Below are 18,684 nucleotides of genomic sequence, written 5' to 3' on the forward strand. Positions count from 1 at the left end.
GGACATCTCCCCTTAGTGTGCGACGGCGGCGGCTGCCGCTTCGTCGATGAGACGGCCGGTGCGGAACCGGTCGATGGTGAAAGGTGCGTTGATCTTGTGCGGTTCGTCCCTGGCGATCGTATGCGCAAAGACGTGACCGGAGCCCGGAGTTGCCTTGAAACCGCCGGTACCCCAGCCGCAATTCACATAAAGGCCCTTTACCGGGGTCTTGGACAGGATCGGTGACCGGTCCGGGGTCACGTCGACAATGCCGCCCCAGTTGCGCAGCATGCGCATGCGCCGGAAATGCGGGAAGAGTTCACAGATCGCATCGATCGTGTGATTGGTGATGTGAATGCCACCGGCCTGGGAATAGGAGATGAACTGGTCGGTGCCTGCACCGATCACCAGCTCGCCCTTGTCCGACTGCGAAATATAGGCGTGGATGGTGTTGGACATGACCACGCAGGGGAACGCCGGTTTGACCGGTTCGGAAACCAGCGCCTGCAGCGGGAAGGATTCCAGCGGCATGCGTACACCGGCCATATCCATGACCGTCGACGTGTGACCGGCCGCGACAACACCGATTTTCTTGGCCTTGATAAAGCCCTTTGCCGTTTCCACGCCCTCGACGGATCCGTCCTGACCGCGTCGGATGCCGGTGACAGCGCAGTTCTGGATGATGTCGACGCCAAGCGCATCGGCGCCGCGCGCATAACCCCAGGCAACTGCATCGTGGCGGGCGGTGCCGCCGACACGCTGCAGGGCAGCGCCCATGACGGGGTAGCGGATGTTCTTTTCAATGTTCAGTGGCGGACAGTATTCCTTGGCCTGTTCGGGCGTCAGCCACTCGTTCTGGACGCCTGCCAGCCGGTTGGCGTGAATGTGCCTCTGGGCCACCTGCACGTCGTGCACCGTATGCGCCAGCATCATCACGCCGCGGGCGGAATACATGACGTTGTAGTTGAGCTCCTGCGACAGGCCCTGCCAAAGGTCGATGGCATGATTGTAGAGCCCGGCGCTTTCTTCCCAGAGATAGTTGGAGCGCACGATGGTGGTGTTCCGGCCCGTGTTGCCGCCGCCGAGCCAGCCCTTTTCGATCACGCCAACATTGCGAATGCCGTGTTCCTTGGCGAGATAATAGGCGGTTGCCAGGCCATGGCCGCCGGCGCCGATAATGATGACATCATATTCGGCCTTGGGCTCGGGCGAGCGCCACTGGCGTCCCCAGTTCTGGTGCGCGGAAAAGGCATTTTTGGCCAGTTCCAGGAAGGAATATCGCTTCATGAAGCAGCGGCTCCGCACGTTGCCAGCCTGGTGTCGGGCTTACCCCGAGATTTCCAGGTCCGGTGTGGTTCGAAATGTGAACAGTGACCCTACCGGTTTCGGGTGGGGGCAGTCCATTGTGGGGCATATTCACGATTGGACCCGGGGATGCGTATAAGGTTTCAGTCGCAAGCTTGTCAGAATGCGACATGGGTGTCGAACCTTGTCGATCTGGACGGAAATACAGCGGGAATCTGCACGAAAATGAGGTTGATGGCCGAGAATGCGAGCGCCGGAATTTACAGGATAAGCAGCGTCATTGCGCAAACCCGACACAGGATGCCGCTTCGGTTCTTGCATTTGATCTCACGTGGAGTAACTCTCGGGCCAACAGTTTAATCAGGGAGATCAATCCATGGAAGTTCGTGCCGCCGTGGCCGTAGGGGCCGGAAAACCGCTCGAAGTCACCACCGTAAACCTGGAAGGACCGCGCGCCTTCGAGGTGTTGGTCGAGGTCAAGGCCACCGGCATCTGCCATACGGATGAATTCACCCTGTCCGGTGCCGACCCGGAAGGTCTGTTTCCCGCGATTCTCGGGCATGAAGGCGCCGGCGTCGTCGTCGAAGTTGGCCCTGGTGTCACCACGTTGAAGCCGGGTGATCACGTGATTCCGCTCTATACGCCGGAATGCCGGAGCTGCGAGTACTGCCTGAACCCGAAGACCAATCTCTGTCAGGCGATCCGCTCCACCCAGGGGCAGGGCCTGATGCCCGACGGGTCTTCCCGTTTCACGACACTCGATGGCGATCCGATTCTGCATTACATGGGCACCTCCACCTTTGCCAACTACACGGTGGTTCCGGAAATCGCGCTTGCCAAGATCCGGCCGGACGCGCCCTTCGACAAGGTGTGTTACATCGGCTGCGGTGTCACCACAGGCATTGGCGCGGTGATCAACACGGCCAAGGTGGAAATCGGCTCGCGCGCGATTGTGTTCGGCCTCGGTGGTATCGGTCTCAACGTGATCCAGGGCCTTCGTCTTGCGGGCGCGGACCAGATCGTCGGCGTTGACCTCAACCCGGACAAGAAAGCCATGGCCGAACGGTTCGGCATGACGGATTTCGTCAATCCGAGCGAAGTGGAAGAGGATCTGGTGCCTTACCTGGTCAATCTGACCAAGGGCGGTGCCGACTACACATTCGACGCCACTGGCAACGTCAATGTCATGCGCACGGCGCTGGAATCGGCTCACAAGGGCTGGGGCGAGAGCATCATCATCGGTGTCGCACCGGCCGGTGCGGAAATCGCGACCCGTCCGTTCCAGCTGGTCACCGGGCGTGTCTGGAAGGGCACGGCCTTTGGCGGTGCTCGCGGCCGAACGGATGTGCCGAAGATTGTCGACTGGTACATGGACGGCAAGATCGAGATCGACCCGATGATCACGCACACCATGCCGCTCGAAGACATCAACAAGGGCTTCGATCTGATGCATGCAGGCGAATCGATCCGTTCGGTCGTCGTCTACTGATCGATCGGTCCCGTTAATAAAGCAGGGTGGAGTTCGTCACCGTTGCAGGACTTGATCCTGCAATCCATGCCGTTTCGCTCGTCACAGATGGATGAGCCTGTTGCTTGTTCAATGAAACGGCATGGATCCCATGGTCAACTCATGGGATGACAAAGTGAGACTAGAGGCATTTTGATGAAAACCCTTTCTGAAAACAGGTCTTTTGGTGGTGTGCAGGGCGTCTACAGCCATGCGTCGGAAGTCTGCGGTTGCGAGATGACGTTTGCGGTCTACATGCCGCCGCAGGCCGCGAACGGACCGGTGCCGTGCCTTTGGTATCTTTCGGGCCTGACCTGCACGCACGAAAATGCGATGACCAAGGCCGGACTGCAGGCGCATGCCACCGAGTTCGGCCTTGCACTTGTTTTTCCGGACACCAGCCCGCGCGGCGACGGGATTGCCAATGACGAGGCCTATGATCTCGGCCAGGGCGCCGGTTTTTACGTCAATGCCACCGAGGCGCCTTGGGCGCCGCATTTCCAGATGGAAAGCTATGTGGCGAGCGAATTGCGGGATCTCGTGACCGAGAAATTCGCCATTTCGGTGCATCACGGCATCACCGGCCACTCAATGGGTGGGCACGGGGCCTTGACCCTGGCCATGAAGTATCCGGGTCACTACCAGTCGCTTTCCGCCTTTGCCCCGATTGCCAACCCGACCCAATCAGATTGGGGGCGCAAGCAGCTTGGTGCCTATCTCGGTGTGGACGAAGCGGACTGGGCGGCGCACGATGCGACGTTACTTCTGAAAGACAAGGGCTGGTCCGGAGACGTTTTGGTGGATCAGGGCGCTGACGATCAGTTCTACGATCTTCTGAAGCCCGGGGCCTTGGCATTGGCGCTGAGCGAGACAAAGACCGCGCACACGTTCCGGCTACAGGCTGGCTATGACCATTCCTACTATTTTGTCTCCAGCTTTGCCCGCGATCACGTCGCCTGGCATGCCGCGCGACTGGGAGGCTAAGCGTCGATGCGGCTGCCGTATTCGCCGGCAAGATGCCTGGCATAGGGGCTTTCCTCGAAGGATTTCGGCAGTCGCAACTCGCCCAGCATGTACCATTCTTCGATATTGCGAAGAACGATCGGCTCGAACACGCCGTTGAGAGCCTCTACCGTGCCTGCAACATCGTAAGGGCCGTCGGTGGTTGGCCGCTCGATGGGGGGCGTGAATACGAGCTTGAAACGAGCGGGGCCTGTGCGGGTCAGATAGACGGGCAGCAGTGTTCCACCACATGTATTTGCGATCTTGACCGCGACGACTGCGTTTCCCTTTGTCGGTGCCGGTCGTCCGAAACAGGGCAGGTGCACCTGTTTGTCGCGGACCTCGTCGATGAAGATGGTCATCGAATAGCGGCCGCTCGTCATGAGGCGCCGCAACAGATAGGCGCTGCGCTGTCCTGGTGGAAACAGATACTGATTCCGCTCGCGCCTGATTGCGTGAATGATGCGGTTCTTGAACCGGTTGGTTTCCGGCTGATACGGCCCGACACTCGGGCCGGCCAGCCCATCGTGAATGGCGACAAAGAGGGCTTCCCAGGTTGCCAGATGCATGGAGGTAAAGATGACCGGACCACCTTGTTGCAAGGCCCGTTTCAGATGTTCCTCACCTTCAAGTTCTATGCGAGAGGTTTTCCATAAACTATTGACAATGCAGAATTCAGATATAGTGCGTGCAATATTTTGCCACCATCTGTTCAAGGCTTTGGTTTCTGCTTCCCGATCTCTCCAGCGTCCGGCGGTGAGAGCGTTGAAATTTCTGGCGATCCGTTTCGGAAAAATCTTGTGCCGGTAGGACCAGCGCATCAACGGCACGAGCGACTGGCCGAATTCCGACACAAAGGCGCTGGGACATAGCCGCAGGACATGATGAAAAACGGTGTTGAGCACACCGTCCTTTGTCTGCCGGAGCCAGTAGATCCCGGCAACGCTGCGCGCGTCGGCATTGCTGGACACCAGGTCACGCAGAGGGGGCGCCTCCGGCTCTCTCGCCATCGTCTCGGCAAAGGGAATGTCTTCCAGCTTGGACGCCTTGGTCATGAGCTGCGCGGATGCACCGTCATGGGCAGATTGTCGCCGGGGCGAAGCGTGAGCCGGGCGACTGGCTGGACATCGGTCCCATCCTTCAGGTGGAGCTCGAAATCCTGAGCCAGAATGGCCAGACTGAGAATTGCTTCCGTCATGCCGAATTGCAGACCCGCGCAGATCCGTGGACCGATACTGAAGGGCACGTAGCCATATTTGTTCGGCTTCTTGGCCTTCGGATCAAGAAAACGATCCGGGTCGAAGACATCGGGCTTGGACCACAGAACCGGATTGCGGTGCATGAGCCAGGGCACGACCATGACCAGCGAGCCTTTGGGAATCGGCTTTCCGCTGATCGTGGTATCGGCCATGGCTTCGCGGCCCAGGATCGGAACCGGCGGATAGAGCCGGAGCGTTTCTTCTATGACGGCTTTGGTGAACGGCAGCTGGGCGACATCCTGAAATGTCGGAGTTCGACCGGCAAGAACCGTGTCGAGTTCCTCCTGCAGTCGTGCTCTGGTCCTGTCGCATTTAGACAGGAGGAACCAGGCCCAGGCCAGCGTGTTCGCTGTCGTCTCATGGCCCGCCATGAAAATAACGGCGGCTTCGCTGATGATGGCGCTCCGGCTGAGCGGTTCGCCGTTGTCGTCCCGCGCTTCCAGAAGCCCGCCGATCACCGAGGCTTCGCCCTTTTGTTTCTGGGCTTCATAGCTTTCGATGATTTCGTCGAGGACCGACATGATCCTCTGAACCGGCTTCTTGATGGCGCGGCCCCGGAAGCGGGGGAGCCACTCGGGCAGTCCAAACAGGGACAGGAGATCGATCTGGTCAATATGCCGCTGGTAGTCGGAAAATCCCTGGACCACTTCGGCCGCGTAGTCCTTGCCGAGCTGGCGCCCGAAGATCGTACGGCAGATGATCTCCGCGGTCAGATGCGCCATGTCGGCCAGGGCGTCGATCTGTGCACCTTCGCCGCGCGCGGCCCACTCGGCGCGCTTTTCATCGATCGTCTCGATCATGATCGGGGCGAAACCCTTGACCCTTGATCCATGAATGATGGGCGCAACCACCTTGCGCCGCTTGGCCCATGTTTCGGTGTCGCTGATGAACAGACCATCTCCGAGGAGCGGTTCCAGGGCATGCCGCATCTGAGGGGTTTTGCGCTGCAGGACCTCATGGTTGGTCTGAAAGGCCTCGCGTACGACATCCGGGCGATTGCAAAGCACAAGCTCGCGGCTGAAAACCTTTTTGCTCCGCAAGCGACTTTGAAAGTCGTCAATACCCCAGATCGACAGGAAGTTCCTTTTTGCCATGCCGAGCAGCGTCCAGACCGGCGGCATCTTCTCATATCGAAACGGGTAGGGAGGCGTGAATTCTTCTGCCGAAACGAGGCGGTTCGCGTCTGTTGGCAGGTCGCGTTCAGATTGTTTTGCCGAAACTGTCACAAAAAATTTCCTGGTTCGCTCGTCAATCGCGTCCGAAATACCTCATCGACAGGCTTTAGTCACTTGGGCCGAACACGTAAAGCTCCGAGCGCGACCGATAGCCACGAAAGAATGAGAAGAAAGCCGCCCGTCGGCGCGGCCATCGGGAAAAGTCTTACGTCTGCGAAGCTGCGCAGCAACAGATCACCACAGAAGAGACAGAGGCCCGAGGTGAGCAGGAGCAGCGCGATCGGCAGTAGAAGGATACGCCTGACCTGCGCCAGGACACCGAGGCCGAGATAGGCGGGTGCATGAAACAGCAGGACCTGCGCAGCCGTTTCCAGGAGGGGCGAGGCGCTGGAGTGCGCCGACAGGGCAAGGCATACAACGCCAGTTGCTCCCGAGAGCCCGGCCAGAAACATGGAGATGCGCAGGAGATTTGCGGTTGGCGCCTTCGAGGAGTGGTCAGGCTGAGAGTTCATGATGTCACGATCCGTTTGGCCGGGGCCATGTGGCCGGCCAAACGGCCGGCCGCGGGGTCAGGCTGCAAAGCCGCGCTTTTCAAGCAGGGCATCGATCTTGGGAGCTCTGCCTCTGAAGGCAACGTATGCGTCCTCCGGATCCTGGCGTCCGCCTGCCGAATAGATGAAGGTCAGCAGCTTGTTCGCCGTCTCTGTATCGAAGATATCGCCCTTTTCCTCAAAGGCGCCAAAGGCATCCGCATCCATGACTTCCGACCACATGTAGCTGTAGTAGCCGGCCGAGTAGCCGTCCCCGGAAAAGACATGCTGGAAATGCGGTATGCGATGACGCATCGTGATCGCCTTTGGCATGCCGATGCCGGAAAGTTGCTGCTTCTCGAATTCCGCCGTATCGAGTGAACCAGGGTTCTCCAGCAGATGGAGTTCGAGATCGACTAGGGCGGATGCCGTGTATTCGACCGTTGCAAAACCCTGGTTGAAGTTGGCCGCCGCCAGCAGCTTGTCCAGCAGCGCGGAGGGCATTGGTTCGCCGGTCTTGTAATGAACCGCAAATCTGGACAGCACGTCGGGTTGGGACAACCAGTGTTCGTAGAGCTGCGACGGCAATTCCACGAAGTCGCGTGCCACTCCTGTGCCGGAGATGATGGGATAGGTCACATCGGACAGGAGCCCGTGCAGCCCATGGCCGAACTCGTGGAACAGGGTCCGGGCATCATCGAAGGTCAGAAGTGTCGCCTCACCGGGCGCGCCTTTTGAGAAATTCATCACGTTGACGATGATCGGCGTGACGTTGCCGTCCAGTTTGTGCTGCGAGCGGAATGCGCTCATCCAGGCGCCCGAACGTTTGGAGGACCGAGCGAAATAGTCGCCCAGGAACAGGCCAACATGGTTGCCGCTCTTGTCGAGGACTTCGAAGACGCGAACATCGGGATGATAGACCGGCAGGCCTTCCAGCTCCCGGAATGAGACACCGAATAGCCGGGTTGCCGTGTCGAAGGCAGCCTGGATGATGTTGTCGAGCTGCAGGTAGGGCTTCAGCTCCGCCTCATCGAGATCGTGTTCTTCCTTGCGAACCTTTTCGGAGTAGAAGCGCCAGTCCCAGGGTTCAATGGCGTGGTTCTCACCGGAGCGCTGAGCCAGTTCAGCCAGTTTTTCTTCCTCGTCACGCGCTTGCGCCACCGCAGGAGCCCAGACCCGTGTCAGAAGTTCCCGGACCTGATCGGGTGTTTTGGCCATCGTGTCGTCAAGCTTGTAAGCGGCGAAATTCGCAAATCCGAGCAGGCCTGCCTTCTCCGCGCGCAATGAGAGCGTTTCACGAATGATCTCGCGGTTGTCCGTGTCACCTTCCTTTTCCCCGCGAGACGTCCATCCCTGGAAGGCTTCCTCCCGCAAAGACCGGTTTGTCGAAAACTGCAAGAAGGGTTCGATCGAAGATCGCGACAAGGTGATGACATGCTTGCCGTCCAGACCGCGCTCCTTGGCGGCTTCAGCGGCTGTCGTCACCAGAAAATCGGGCAGTCCGGCTCTGTCTTCTTCTGTCTCCAGGACAAGCTGAAAGTCGGCTTCGTCCTTCAGAACATTCTGGGAGAAGCTCGTTCCGAGTGTTGCCAGCTTTTGGGAGATCTCAGCCATCCGCGTTTTGCCGGCTTCGTCCAGACCGGCGCCCGCCCGTTGAAACATTTTCTGATACCGCTCCAGAACACGAGCATCTTCTGCAGTCAGCCCAAGCGCTTCCCGGTCATTCCAAAGAGCGGCGACCCGGGCATAGAGACGGGCGTTCAAAAGCGTATCAGAGCCGTGTTTGGCCAGCTTGGGTGCCACCGACCGTTCGATCTTCTGAAGGGCCTCATTGGTATGAGCGCCCGTCAGATTGAAGAATGTGCGGGCAACACGGGTCAGGGCTTCTCCGCTTTTTTCCAGGGCAACAACGGTATTTTCAAAGGTCGCGGCATCGTCCTGACTTGCAATGGCATCAATCTCCGCCCGCGCTTCGGACATGGCGGCATCAAATGCCTCTTCGAAATGAGACGGCTCGATCAGCGAAAATGGGGGCAGCTGGAACGGGGTTGTCCAGTCGTCGAGAAGCGGATTCGCGGTCATGAAATCCTCAGAGGTTGGAAAGGGTCAAAAGCAGATATGGAGCGTTATCAGGCGCGTTCCAAGAGAGTGGAGGGGATATGGATAGATGTTCATCAGCCGGTTGCGGGCTGCTGCTGGGTCGCACAGTGAATGCCGCCTCCGGTTTCGCCGATCGGATCGACATTCAGGCTGACGATTTCGCGATCAGGGTAAAGCTCGCCGAGAATGCCGGCAACTTCCTGATCGGTCTCCGGGTCGCCGAATTCGGCGCAGATTACGGCGCCGTTGCAGACATAGTAGTTGACATAGGAGGACACGAATTCATCAGACCGGACACGCGTTTGCACCGGGGAGGGGATCTCGACAACTTCCAGCTTCCGGCCGGCCGCATCCCGCGCAGCCTTGAGGATGGACAGCGTCTCGCGCGCCGACACCGAGAACGGGTCGTCGTCTTCGGGATAGGGCACCTGTATGATCACCGTGCCGGGACGCACAAATCTCGCCAGCGCATCGATGTGATCGTCGGTGATGTCGAGGCCGGCAACGCCCGGCGCCCAGATCATCTTGTCTGCCCCATAGGCGGCAAGCAGCCTTGTTTCGATGTCTTTTTTGGACAGGTCGTTGCGGTTTGGATTGACCCAGCAGCTTTCATGAGCAAGTAGCGTTCCTGCTCCATCCCACTCCACGCCACCCGGTTCACCGACAAGGCCGCTGTCATAGACCGTTACGCCCAGTCCGTCTGCGACCCTTTGTGCGACAAGCCCGTCCTGGCCGTGAACCTGTTTGCCGCCCCAACCGTTGAAGCGGATTCCGGAAACGGCAAGGCCTCCCTTGCCATCAATGGCAAAAAGCGGACCGGCATCCCGGCACCACAGATCATCTGTCGCGATATCCCAGATTTCTACCTGCTGTGAAAGCAGTTTGCGTGCAGCAGGCCGGTATTGGGAGCCCATCAGCATCACGACGGGTTCGAAGTCCGAGATCGCGTTGGCAACATCTGCGATGGATTGTTGCAGATCCTTCAAAAACCATTTGTCCGGATGAACGGTCCTGTTGACAGGCCATTGCATGAAGGTGCGTTCATGCCGGTCCTCTTCGGCCGGAACGAAGAACCCTTCCGGAAGGCCAAAGGTGTTTGATGCGTTGGACACTCTGGTGCACCCCACATGAATAGCGGTAAGCGCGGCCGCCTGGACCGTTACCTGCTTCACAAATTGACGACGTGTGATCATGGCACCTACCACATTGATTTCTGGGCGCGGTCCAACCAGGTGTCATCATAGCTCCTGCCGTCAAAGCTGTCCTTGATTTCCTGCATGATCATGCCTGGTGTCGGCAAGTCTCCCTTGGAAACGCGTCGGTCTGGGTTCCAGAGATCTGCGCGCATGATGGCGCGTGCGCACTGGAAATACACGGTTTCAATTGTCACGATGATCACCGATCGCGGCTGTTTGCCCTCCTTTTCGAACGACGCAAGTAGATCTGCATCTACCGAGAGCACGGCCTTGCCGTTCACACGCAGGACATTGTTCCAGCCTGGGACCATGAACATCAGCGAAACGCGTGGGTCACGAACGATGTTGCGCAGCGAATCGATCCGGTTGTTGCCACGTCGATCCGGAAGCAGCAACGTACGCTCATCCTGTATCCTGACGACCGGATCGTCGTCTCCCCGCGGCGAGCAGTCCAGACCTTCGGGTCCCGCTGTGGTCAGGGCGCAAAACCGGGCTGTTTCAACGATTTGCCGGTAGGCGGTACTCAAATGGTTGATCTCCTTGATCAAGGAGGCTTCGCCGGCGGTGCCGTAATGTGCGTGAAGGGCGTCGAGGGAGGTCAGCAGACTCATAACGGTTCAGTCCTGTGCCAGAGCAGATAGGAGAAGCTTGATAGCTATCTGCGCCCGTGATCGTCAAACAGGCCTCCGGGAGCAGGATTGGGAGTTGCACTTTGGTCTAACAACCGGCCTGCAACCCATCCTTTTGACCATTACGTAAAAGTAATTTTGCATCGCGATAGAGTTGCCATCTAACTCCCTGCATTCAGGTTAGAAAAAGAATGGTGCAATGCAGCAATCTCTTGACGAAATTCGATTGTTTAGCCGCGATTACTTCGAAAGTATAAGGACTTGTGAGGAAAGGGCGCTCCGATAGTCGTATTGCTGTCGCGCATTTGTTTTTTTTACAGTTTTCACAGCTTGCAGTTTTGGCGCAGAGGAGCCGGGCATCCGGACGGGGAACGGGCCAGAATTGCTTGCGGCTGTACAGCTACTCGCAGGCGTGTCCGAGGTGGACCGCCGCGCCTTTCTGGGAGGAAAGTATGAGCTTAATTCGCAAACCCCTTAATCGCCGTTCAATCCTGCGTGCAGGTGCGCTGGGCGGTGCCGCTCTGGCAACGCCGACCATCTTCACCAGCAGAGCCTGGTCCGCGGGCTATCTGAACGAGCCGACCGGTTCGACCGTCACACTCGGTTTCAACGTTCCGCAGACCGGTCCTTATGCCGATGAGGGGGCAGACGAACTGCGCGCCTATCAGCTGGCCGTTGAGCACCTGAACGGTGGTGGCGACGGCGGCATGATGAACACCTTCTCGTCCAAGGCTCTCAAGGGCAACGGTATCCTTGGCAAGAAAGTGGAATTCGTCACGGGCGACACGCAGACCAAATCCGATGCGGCGCGCGCTTCCGCGAAGTCGATGATCGAAAAAGACGGCGCCATCATGATCACCGGCGGTTCCTCGTCCGGCGTGGCCGTGGCCGTGCAGGCACTCTGCCAGGAAGCCGGCGTGATCTTCATGGCGGGTCTGACCCACTCCAACGACACCACCGGCAAGGATAAGCGCGCCAACGGTTTCCGTCACTTCTTCAACTCCTACATGTCCGGCGCCGCACTGGCACCGGTGTTGAAGAATGCTTACGGTGCCGACCGTAAGGCCTATCACCTGACCGCAGACTATAACTGGGGTTACACCACCGAGCAGGCCGTGCGTGAATCCACCGAGGCTCTGGGCTGGGAAACCGTCGAGACCGTCAAGACACCGCTCGCGGCAACCGACTTCTCGGCCTACATCACCCCGGTTCTGCAGTCCGACGCCGACGTGCTCGTTCTGAACCACTACGGCGGCAACATGGTCAACTCGCTGACCAACGCCGTTCAGTTCGGTCTGCGCGACAAGGTCGTCAACGGCAAGAACTTCGAAATCATCGTTCCGCTCTACTCCCGCCTGATGGCAAAGGGTGCCGGTGAAAACGTTAAGGGCATCTTCGGCTCCACCAACTGGCACTGGTCGCTGCAGGATGCGGGCTCCAAGGCCTTCGTCCAGTCCTTCGGTCAGAAATACGGCTTCCCGCCGAGCCAGGCAGCGCACACCTGCTACGTCCAGGCGCTTCTCTATGCAGATGCCGTCGAGCGTGCAGGCACGTTCAACCCGTGCGGTGTTGTTGAAGCCCTGGAAGGTTACGAGTTCGACGGTCTGGGCAACGGCAAGACGCTGTACCGCGCCGAAGACCACCAGTGCTTCAAGGACGTTCTCGTCGTGAAGGGTAAGGAAAACCCGACCTCCGAGTTCGACCTTCTGGAAATTGTCGAAGTCACTCCGGTGGAGCAGGTCACCTATGACCCGAACCACCCGCAGATGGCTGGCGGTCAGCTCGGCACCTGTAACCCGGGCGCCTGATATCCGACGTTCAGACAGGCAGGGCGGTCTTCCGCCCTGCCTGATCCTTTAAACACTTGCGCGATTGAGGGCTGGGACCGCACGCGCTTCTGATCCGAGCGAAGAGCGATGGACGCGATACTTCTTCAAATTCTGAACGGGCTCGACAAAGGCTCAGCATATGCGCTGATTGCCCTTGGTCTGACCCTGATCTTTGGCACACTGGGCGTGGTCAACTTTGCACACGGTGCATTGTTCATGATCGGCGCCTTCTGTGCCGTGACCCTCAACCGTCTCCTGTCTCTGTCGTTCACCACCGTAGACCCTGAGCGCACCGACTTCCTCGGCAATCCGCTGAAGGTCGAAACGCCTTATGTCGAGGCGTGGTTCGGGCCGGAGACCGGAGCAGCGATCATCGACTGGTCGGTGCCACTCGCGATCCTGTTCTCGATACCGATCATGGCCCTTGTCGGCCTGTTCATGGAACGGGGTCTGATCAAGTATTTCTACAAGCGTCCGCATGCTGATCAGATCCTGGTGACCTTCGGCCTTGCCATCGTGCTCCAGGAAATCATCAAGTATTTCTACGGCGCCAACCCGATCCCGACGCCGGCACCGGATGCGTTCGCCGGCAGCCTGGACTTCGGTGTCCTCGTCGGCATGGATCCGAACCTGATCATTTATCCCTACTGGCGTATCGTCTACTTCCTGTTTGCCGTTGGCATCATCGGCGCGGTCTTCGCGTTCCTGCAGTTCACCACCTTCGGCATGGTGGTCAGGGCAGGGATGGCAGACCGTCAGACCGTCGGGCTTCTGGGCATCAACATCGACAAGCGCTTCACGTTCATGTTCGCGCTTGCAGCGGTGGTCGCGGGGCTCGCGGGTGTCATGTATGCGCCGATCAACTCGCCGAACTACCACATGGGCATGGACTTTCTGGTTCTGAGCTTCGTGGTGGTCGTCGTCGGAGGCATGGGCTCCCTGCCGGGCGCGGTGCTCGCCGGCTTCCTGCTGGGCATTCTGGAAAGTTTTGCCTCCATGGCGCAGGTCGTGGCTCTGCTGCCGGGCATCAACCAGATCATCATCTATCTCGTTGCCATCGTGATCCTTCTGACCCGCCCGCGGGGACTGATGGGCCGCAAGGGTGTCATGGAGAGCTAAAACATGTTGGGACTCAACAAAAAAGACACCTATATGTTCCTGCTTGTGCTGGTTCTTGTGGTGCTCGCCCCCTTCCTGCTGAACCCGTTTCCGGAAAACTCCGAACTGGCTCAGTTCAATGCCGGCTACCCGGATCTGATGCAACGCTTCCTGATCTTCGGCATTTTCGCGATCGGCTTTAACATCCTCTTCGGCCTGACCGGCTATCTGAGCTTCGGTCATGCCGCCTTCCTCGGCGTCGGTTCCTACGCCGGTGTCTGGATGATGAAGCTGCTGACGATGAACGTCATCCCGGCGATCTTCATGTCCGTCGTGTTTGCAGGTCTCTTTTCGCTTCTTGTGGGTTACATCTCCCTGCGGCGGTCCGGCATCTACTTCTCGATCCTGACGCTTGCCTTTGCTCAGATGTCGTTTTCGCTGGCCTATTCGGTCCTGACACCGATCACCAACGGTGAAACAGGTCTTCAGCTTGCACTCGACGATCCGCGGGTTCTCGGGGTCAGCCAGGTTGACGGTTCTATTCCGCAGGCAAACCTGTTCGGTCTCCCGATGCGCGAGAGTTTCGAGCTCTCAATGGGCGGATGGCTGTTCACCTTCAATGCCGGCTATTATCTGTGTGCCGTCGTGATGATGGTGGCCTTCTACATCGCCGTCCGGATCTTCCGCTCGCCTTTCGGCATGATGCTGCGCGCGGTCAAATCCAACCAGCAGCGGATGAACTTCACAGGCCTCAACAGCAAGCCCTATACGCTCGCAGCCTTCGTGATTTCGGGCATGTATGCCGGCCTGGCCGGTGGCCTGATGGTCGCGATGGACCCGCTTGCCGGTGCAGAGCGCATGCAATGGACCGCGTCGGGTGAGGTCGTGCTGATGACCATTCTCGGTGGAGCAGGGACCCTGATCGGTCCGGTTCTGGGCGCCGGTTTCATCAAGTACTGCGAGAACATCTTCTCCAAGATCAACGACAACATTCTCTATGGCTGGTTCTCCGGTTTGCCCGATGGTCTGGCTGACGCCCTTGTGTTCGTCATCCATCCCTTCATCGGCAAGGGCTGGCACCTGACGCTTGGCATCATGTTCATGCTGATCGTGATCTTCCTGCCAGGTGGCATCATGGAAGGCCTGGAGCGCATCGGTCGCCTCTTCAAGCGCAAGCCGCCGTCTGAAGACAACTCCGCTGCCCAGGCTTCCGCAGCCCCTGCAGAATAAGGTGAACTAATATGGAAATCCTACGTGTCGAGGGTGTGAACAAGTCGTTCGGCGGACTTCGGGCCCTCAACAATGTGAACTTCGCCGTCGAGGAGGGCACGGTTCACGCCATCATTGGCCCCAACGGGGCCGGCAAGTCGACCTTTCTCAACTGCATGATCGGCCGGCTTGCCCCGGACACGGGCAGCGTGATGTTTGGCGACATTTCGCTGACCGGCATGAAGCCGCATGAGATCAACCAGGTTGGTGTGTCACGCGTCTTTCAGACACCGGAGATCTTCGATGATCTGACCCTGATGGAAAACATCATTATCCCGGCCCTGGCAAAGCGGGACGGCGAGTTCGCTCTGCATGCCTTTGCCCGGGTCGACCAGGATGCCGAAATCCGTGACAAGGCCATGCACATGCTGGAAGATGTGGGGCTCGCCGAAAAGCGGGACATCATCGCCAGTTCGCTGTCTCGCGGCGACAAGCGCCGGCTGGAGCTTGCCATGTGCCTGTCGCAGGATCCGAAGCTCCTGCTGCTCGATGAACCGACGGCGGGCATGTCGCGCGCCGACACCAACAACACGATCGATCTTCTGAAACGCATTGGCGATCGCGGCATCACCAAGGTCGTGATCGAACACGACATGCATGTTGTGTTTTCCCTTGCTGACAAGGTGACGGTGCTGGCGCAAGGCACAATCATCGCCGAGGGCAAACCGGAAGACATCAAGGGCGATCCGCGTGTGCAGGAAGCCTATCTGGGAGGAGCGCATCTGTGACCCTGCTTGACGATCATTTTGCCGGCAAACAGGCGCCTGGCATCAAACCCAAAAAGGCAACCGGAGCAGCGCCAGCCTATTTCTCCGCGTGGGACCTGCATGCCTATTATGGCGAAAGCTATATCGTGCAAGGCGTCAGCTTTGACGTGAGGGAAGGGGAAATCCTGGCACTGCTGGGCCGGAACGGTGCAGGCAAGACCTCCACCTTGCGAGCCATTGCCCGCATGGACGATCCGCAGCTGACCCATGGCGAGGTCTGGCTGGACCACCAGGCGCTGCATGACATGCAGAGTTACCAGGCGGCGCGCTGCGGCGTCGGACTGGTCCCTGAAGATCGCCGGATTATTCCGGGACTGACGGTTCAGGAAAATCTGGAACTGTCCCAGATTGCGGAGCCGAAAGGCTGGTCGATCGAGCGCATCTACGATCACTTTCCGCGTCTTGCGGAACGCAGGTCCCAGGAAGCGGTGACCATGTCGGGTGGTGAACAGCAGATGCTGGCCGTTGCGCGCATTCTGGCAAGGGACATCAAGCTGTTACTGCTGGATGAGCCCTACGAGGGACTGGCGCCGGTTATCGTTCAGGAGATTGAACGCATCCTGGAAGGTGTCAAGGAACTCGGCATGACCACGATCATCGTGGAACAGAACGCGATTGCAGCCCTTCACCTGGCTGATCGGGCTGTGATCCTCGACATGGGTGAAGTGGTGTTTGACGGTTCCGCCCAGGAGGTTCTCGACAATGCAGAGCTTCGCCAGGAATACCTGGCCATCTGACTTTTGACGCTGATGACAATGAAGGGGACCGGTGCTCAGCGCCGGTCCTTTCGCTTTTTTGCGCAAGGTCTTGGTCCGGTTGCAGCCCGTTCGGGGAGCAGCCTATAGTTCGGAGTCTCATGTCTTGATTCTCGGTCGGGGGCCAGAACGTGCTGAAATCCGAACTGCCCAGCTTGACCGGTTTCCTTGTTTTTGCGGTGTTTCTCCTGCTCGGGGATACACTCAAACCCGAATATGTAGGCATCGGGCCGTCCCTGATGCTTCTTGGGGGCATATTTGCGACGGTGATGTGGTGCGCCTTCTCCGTTGTCCGCCACGCGGAATGCCTTGCGACCATCCTGGGCGAACCTTATGGCACCCTGATCCTGACGCTGGCGGTAATCGGCATCGAAGTCGCCCTGATTGTCGCCATCATGCTGTCAGGTGACGCGGCACCGACCATGGCGCGCGACACCATGTTTTCCGTTGTCATGATTGTCATGAACGGCCTGATCGGCCTGTGCCTTCTCATGGGAGGGCTGCGCCACAGGAACCAGACCTACAATCTTCAGGGCGCACAGGCGTTTCTGTCCGTATTGGTGCCGCTAGCCATTTTCGCGCTTGTGTTGCCCCGGTTCACGCATTCTGCACCTGGCGGTGAGTTGTCGCCGCTTCAGGCCGGGTTCGACGTGATCATGTGCATTCTGCTTTACGGCGTCTTCCTCGCGATCCAGACCGTGACGCACAGCGATATCTTCAGGCAGCCGGACCAGAGCGATGACGATCACGGGCATCACGGCGTTGTCGTGCGGTCTTTGCCCTTCCACGTGGTTGGTCTGTTTGGCGCATTGGTGCCGATCATTCTTTTGTCAAAGAAGCTGGCACTTTACGTCGAGTTCGGAATCGGTGGGCTGGGCGCGCCCCTGGCCCTCAGCGGGTTTATCGTTGCCGCACTGGTCCTGATGCCCGAAGGGCTCAGTGCCCTTCAGGCGGCGCGCGAAAACAAGCTGCAGCGCGCGGTCAATATCTGTCTTGGATCGGCCGTTGCGACCATCGGCCTGACAGTGCCCGCGGTGCTGCTTGTTGGCTGGATCACCGGTCTCACGATTGAGTTGGGGTTGAAACCGGCCGATATCGCCCTTCTGGTACTGACCCTGTTTGTCAGTCTGCTGACCTTTGGCAGCCGCACGACGAACTACCTTCTGGGGGCCGTGCACCTTTCCCTGTTTGCTGCCTATGTCATGATGATCTTCGACCTTTCCTGACACATCCGGAACGTTTCGGCCGGCAACCGCACTTGGACTGTTGGGCTGAATGTGATTTGGTCCTTCGAAATTTAATCAATGTCAAATGGTTCAAGATGCTGCTGTTAACCGACGCCCAGACCCGTGATGCCCTGCCGTTTCCGGACCTGATCGACGCACTGGCTGACATGTTCCGCTCCGGATGTGTCATGCCGACACGCCATCATCACGACATGGAAATTCCAGGTGAACCGGACGGAACCATGTTGCTCATGCCTGCTTGGGTTCCGGGTGGCTACGCGGGTGTAAAGGTTGCGACGGTTGTGCCTGGAAACTCGGAGCGGAACCTGCCGGCAGTTGCGGCTCAGTATCTGCTGTCGGATGCGCGCACCGGTGAAATGCTTGCGCTCGTCGATGGCGGTGAGCTGACAGCCCGTCGCACCGCGGCCGCGTCCGCTCTTGCGGCGCGCTATCTCGCACGCTCCGATGCCAGGCACCTTCTGGTGCTGGGGACAGGCAGACTGGCGCCAAATCTGGTCGAGGCCCACATGGCTGTTCGTGCCATCGAGGAAGTCACGGTCTGGGGGCGGTCCAGGGAAAAGGCGGCAGAACTCGCCGAGGAAATCGAGAAGAGCTTGCCCGTGTCCGCCAGGCCGGCCGAAACGCTGAACGGGGCGCTTTCCCAGGCTGATATCGTCAGCGCGGCAACACTTTCCACGGAGCCGCTTATTCGCGGGGCGCATCTCAAGGACGGCGCGCATGTCGATCTGGTCGGGGCGTTCAAGCCGAGCATGCGCGAAAGCGATGATGACCTCGTCCAGAGGGCCGAGATCTATGTCGATACACGCGACGGCTGCCTGAGCGAAGGTGGCGACATCGTTCAGCCTTTGCAATCGGGCCTCATTTCCCAATCCGACATCAGGGCGGATCTTTACGAGCTTTGCCGTGGAGACCATCCTGGTCGGCAATCCGATGGCACGGTGACCATGTTCAAGTCGGTTGGCGCTGCCCTTGAGGATCTGGCAGGCGCGATCCTTGCTTATCGCAACGTAGACCACTGAGCGCGGACAGAACCGGGC

16 protein-coding genes are annotated in these 18,684 nt (G+C 58.9%); 9 read left to right on the forward strand and 7 right to left on the reverse strand.

Going from position 1 to position 18,684, the window contains the following annotated elements:
- Positions 1 to 12: 12 nt before the first annotated feature.
- Positions 13 to 1,266, reverse strand: coding sequence for a sarcosine oxidase subunit beta family protein (locus CHH27_RS04410; RefSeq protein WP_094070505.1), 1,254 nt, complete (start codon positions 1,264 to 1,266; stop codon positions 13 to 15).
- 394 nt (positions 1,267 to 1,660) lie between these two features.
- Here CHH27_RS04410 and CHH27_RS04415 point away from each other — a divergent pair, with 394 nt between their 5' ends.
- Complete coding sequence (locus CHH27_RS04415; protein ID WP_094070506.1) at positions 1,661 to 2,773, forward strand: S-(hydroxymethyl)glutathione dehydrogenase/class III alcohol dehydrogenase; 1,113 nt, start codon at positions 1,661 to 1,663, stop codon at positions 2,771 to 2,773.
- Positions 2,774 to 2,947: 174 nt separating this feature from the next.
- On the forward strand, positions 2,948 to 3,775 hold the full coding sequence (gene fghA / locus CHH27_RS04420) for an S-formylglutathione hydrolase (RefSeq protein WP_094070507.1): 828 nt from the start codon (positions 2,948 to 2,950) through the stop codon (positions 3,773 to 3,775).
- Here fghA and CHH27_RS04425 read toward each other — a convergent pair.
- From CHH27_RS04425 to CHH27_RS04450, 6 genes are all read right to left on the reverse strand, one after another.
- On the reverse strand, positions 3,772 to 4,848 hold the full coding sequence (locus CHH27_RS04425) for a lysophospholipid acyltransferase family protein (protein WP_094070508.1): 1,077 nt from the start codon (positions 4,846 to 4,848) through the stop codon (positions 3,772 to 3,774). The two genes, fghA and CHH27_RS04425, sit on opposite strands and share 4 nt — an antisense overlap.
- Positions 4,845 to 6,278 (reverse strand): cytochrome P450, encoded by a 1,434-nt coding sequence (locus CHH27_RS04430; protein WP_208988554.1) that lies wholly within the window; start codon positions 6,276 to 6,278, stop codon positions 4,845 to 4,847. The genes CHH27_RS04425 and CHH27_RS04430 overlap by 4 nt, the downstream gene beginning before the upstream one ends.
- A 59-nt stretch (positions 6,279 to 6,337) precedes the next feature.
- On the reverse strand, positions 6,338 to 6,739 hold the full coding sequence (locus tag CHH27_RS04435) for a DUF423 domain-containing protein (RefSeq protein ID WP_094070509.1): 402 nt from the start codon (positions 6,737 to 6,739) through the stop codon (positions 6,338 to 6,340).
- Between the two features lie 57 nt (positions 6,740 to 6,796).
- Complete coding sequence (locus tag CHH27_RS04440; protein WP_094070510.1) at positions 6,797 to 8,839, reverse strand: M3 family metallopeptidase; 2,043 nt, start codon at positions 8,837 to 8,839, stop codon at positions 6,797 to 6,799.
- A 92-nt stretch (positions 8,840 to 8,931) separates the two neighbouring features.
- Complete coding sequence (locus CHH27_RS04445; protein WP_247646191.1) at positions 8,932 to 9,969, reverse strand: agmatine/peptidylarginine deiminase; 1,038 nt, start codon at positions 9,967 to 9,969, stop codon at positions 8,932 to 8,934.
- 86 nt (positions 9,970 to 10,055) lie between these two features.
- Entirely contained in the window at positions 10,056 to 10,664 is a 609-nt protein-coding gene (locus CHH27_RS04450) for a pyridoxamine 5'-phosphate oxidase family protein (RefSeq protein ID WP_094070512.1), read from the reverse strand.
- Between the two features lie 470 nt (positions 10,665 to 11,134).
- Here CHH27_RS04450 and CHH27_RS04455 point away from each other — a divergent pair, with 470 nt between their 5' ends.
- The 7 genes from CHH27_RS04455 (at position 11,135) to CHH27_RS04485 (ending at position 18,666) form a co-directional block, all read left to right on the forward strand.
- On the forward strand, positions 11,135 to 12,490 hold the full coding sequence (locus CHH27_RS04455; RefSeq protein WP_094070513.1) for a substrate-binding protein: 1,356 nt from the start codon (positions 11,135 to 11,137) through the stop codon (positions 12,488 to 12,490).
- 108 nt (positions 12,491 to 12,598) lie between these two features.
- Positions 12,599 to 13,630 (forward strand): branched-chain amino acid ABC transporter permease, encoded by a 1,032-nt coding sequence (locus tag CHH27_RS04460; RefSeq protein ID WP_094070514.1) that lies wholly within the window; start codon positions 12,599 to 12,601, stop codon positions 13,628 to 13,630.
- A gap of 3 nt (positions 13,631 to 13,633) precedes the next feature.
- On the forward strand, positions 13,634 to 14,839 hold the full coding sequence (locus tag CHH27_RS04465) for a branched-chain amino acid ABC transporter permease (protein ID WP_094070515.1): 1,206 nt from the start codon (positions 13,634 to 13,636) through the stop codon (positions 14,837 to 14,839).
- 11 nt (positions 14,840 to 14,850) lie between these two features.
- Positions 14,851 to 15,606 (forward strand): ABC transporter ATP-binding protein, encoded by a 756-nt coding sequence (locus CHH27_RS04470; RefSeq protein WP_094070516.1) that lies wholly within the window; start codon positions 14,851 to 14,853, stop codon positions 15,604 to 15,606.
- Positions 15,603 to 16,382 carry an ABC transporter ATP-binding protein gene (locus CHH27_RS04475; protein ID WP_094070517.1) on the forward strand — a complete coding sequence of 260 codons (780 nt, stop codon included), beginning with the start codon at positions 15,603 to 15,605 and terminating at the stop codon, positions 16,380 to 16,382. Before CHH27_RS04470 ends, CHH27_RS04475 begins: the two co-directional genes overlap by 4 nt.
- A 149-nt stretch (positions 16,383 to 16,531) precedes the next feature.
- On the forward strand, positions 16,532 to 17,626 hold the full coding sequence (locus CHH27_RS04480) for a calcium:proton antiporter (protein WP_208988555.1): 1,095 nt from the start codon (positions 16,532 to 16,534) through the stop codon (positions 17,624 to 17,626).
- A 95-nt stretch (positions 17,627 to 17,721) separates the two neighbouring features.
- Positions 17,722 to 18,666, forward strand: coding sequence for an ornithine cyclodeaminase family protein (locus CHH27_RS04485; RefSeq protein ID WP_094070518.1), 945 nt, complete (start codon positions 17,722 to 17,724; stop codon positions 18,664 to 18,666).
- Positions 18,667 to 18,684 lie beyond the last annotated feature (18 nt).

It is taken from the genome of Labrenzia sp. VG12 (assembly GCF_002237595.1).
GTDB lineage: Bacteria > Pseudomonadota > Alphaproteobacteria > Rhizobiales > Stappiaceae > Roseibium.